This window comes from Streptomyces sp. CO7, from assembly GCF_053474865.1.
This window is the reverse complement of sequence record NZ_JBRIOU010000009.1, coordinates 71,877-74,041: the sequence shown is the minus strand read 5'-3', so window position 1 is coordinate 74,041 and position 2,165 is coordinate 71,877. Positions and strand designations below refer to the sequence as shown.

2 protein-coding genes are annotated in these 2,165 nt (G+C 77.6%); both read left to right on the top strand.

Annotated features, from left to right (window positions below; all coding sequences use genetic code 11):
* Nucleotides 1-1,792: non-ribosomal peptide synthetase (locus ACOV8S_RS26950; protein ID WP_448320976.1), on the top strand; the 1,792-nt coding region annotated here is incomplete at its 5' end.
* 14 nt (nucleotides 1,793-1,806) lie between these two features.
* Nucleotides 1,807-2,165 (top strand): condensation domain-containing protein (locus tag ACOV8S_RS26945; RefSeq protein ID WP_448320974.1); only part of this gene is annotated, 359 nt, incomplete at its 3' end.

Here is a 2,165-nt window from a genome sequence, read left to right as displayed (position 1 = left end):
GCCCGACGCCCCGCAGGTCGCCCCGGTGCCCCTTGCCGCGCTGGTCGAGGCCGCCGTGGACCGGTGGCCCGACGCGCCCGCCATCACCGCCCCGGGCCTGGAGCTCACCTTCGCCCAGGTCGAGGAACGGGCCGACCGCCTCGCGCACCGGCTGATCGCGCGGGGCGCCGGGCCCGGCACGCTGGTCGGACTCCTGCTGCCCCGCTCGGCCCACATGGTGATCGCCCAGATCGCGGTGGCCAAGGCGGGCGCCGCCTTCCTGCCGGTCGACCCCGGCTACCCCGAGGAGCGCATCGCGCTGATGCTGCGCGACGCGGCGCCCGCCGTCATCCTCGACGAGGCCGAGGTGGACGCCCTGCTCGCCGCACCGCCGGACCGCGCCCCGGTCCACCGGCCCACCGACGCCGACCGCGCCCGCCCCCTCTCCCTCGACGACCCGGCGTACGTCATCTACACCTCCGGCTCCACCGGCACCCCCAAGGGCGTCGTGGTCACCCACCGCGGCCTCGCCGCCTTCTCCGCCGCCGAGGCCGCCCACTACCGGGTCGAGGCGGGCGACCGGGTGCTCGCCTTCTCCACGCCCAGCTTCGACGCGTCCGTCCTGGAGCTGTGCATGTCCCTGCCGCACGGCGCCCGGCTGGTCGTCCCGCGGCCCGGGCCGCTGCTCGGCGAAGAGCTCGCCGAGGTCCTGCGCGAGGAGCGGATCACCCACACGCTGCTGCCGCCGGCCGCACTGGCCACCCTGCCGCCGGACGCCCCCGGCACCCTGCCCGACCTGAAGACCCTGGTGGTCGGCGCCGACGCCTGCCGGGCCGAACTGGTCGCCCGCTGGGCCCCGCACCACCGGATGATCAACTCCTACGGGCCCACCGAGGCCACCGTGGTCGCCACCTGGTCCGGTCCGCTGGAGCCCGACGGCTCCGCCCCGCCCGTCGGCCGCCGCCTGCCCGGCACCCGCGCCTACGTCCTGGACGCCCGGCTGCGCCCCGTCCCGGACGGGACGGCCGGCGAACTGTGGCTCGCCGGCGACGCGCTGGCGCGCGGCTACCTGGGCCGGCCCGGCCTGACCGCCGCCCGCTTCACCGCCGACCCGTTCGGCCCGCCGGGCAGCCGCATGTACCGCACCGGGGACCTGGTGCGCCGCGACGCCCGCGGCGAACTACACCACCTCGGACGCACCGACCACCAGCTGAAGCTGCGCGGCCACCGCATCGAGGCGGGCGAGGTGGAGGCCACCCTGGTGCGCCACCCGGCCGTCCTGGACGCCGTGGTGAGCGTCCGGGAGGACGAACCGGGGCTGCCCCGGCTGGTCGCCCACGTGCTCACCGCCCCCGGGGCCGAACCGCCCGGCGCCGCCGCCCTGCGGGCACACGCCGCCCGGACCCTGCCCGGCCCCCTGGTGCCGTCCGCGTTCGTGGTCATGGACAGCTTCCCGCTGACCGAGAACGGCAAGACCGACCGGTCCGCGCTGCCCGCGCCCGCACCCCGGGCCGAGGAGACGGCCGGGCGGATCGCCCCGCGCACCCCCACCGAGGAGGCGCTCGCCGCCGTCTGGGAGGAGGTCCTGCAGGCGCCGGTCGGCGCCGAGGACGACTACTTCCTGCTCGGCGGCGACTCCCTGCGGGCCCTGCGGATCGTCTCCCGCGCCAACGACGCCTTCGGCGTCACGCTCACCCCCCGCGACGTCCTGGTCTCCCGCACCGTCGCCGCGCTGGCGGAGCTGGTGGAGGAGCAGGTGCTCAGCGAACTCGAGGCCGCCGCCCGTGGCGCCGGCGAATCCCACGAACGGTGAAGGACCGGACGACGATGACGTCTTCGAAGCGAAACCGCGCCGAGGCCCTGCCCGAGGACCTCCAGGAGGCCCTGCGCCGCCGGCTGGCCGGCCGCGCCACGGCCACGCCCGGAACCGCCGCCCGGCCGGACGTCCCCCGCGCCGACCGCGACCGCCCGCTGCCGCTGTCCTACGCCCAGCAGCGCCTGTGGTTCCTGGACCGGCTGCGCCCCGGCGACGCCCGCTACAACAGCGCCGTCGCGCTGCGGCTCACCGGCCCGCTCGACCAGGACGCCCTCGGCCAGGCCCTCGACCTGGTGGCGGCCCGTCACGAGGCGCTGCGCACCACCTTCGCGGAGGACGAGGACGGCCGCCCCGTGCAGCGGGTCCACGA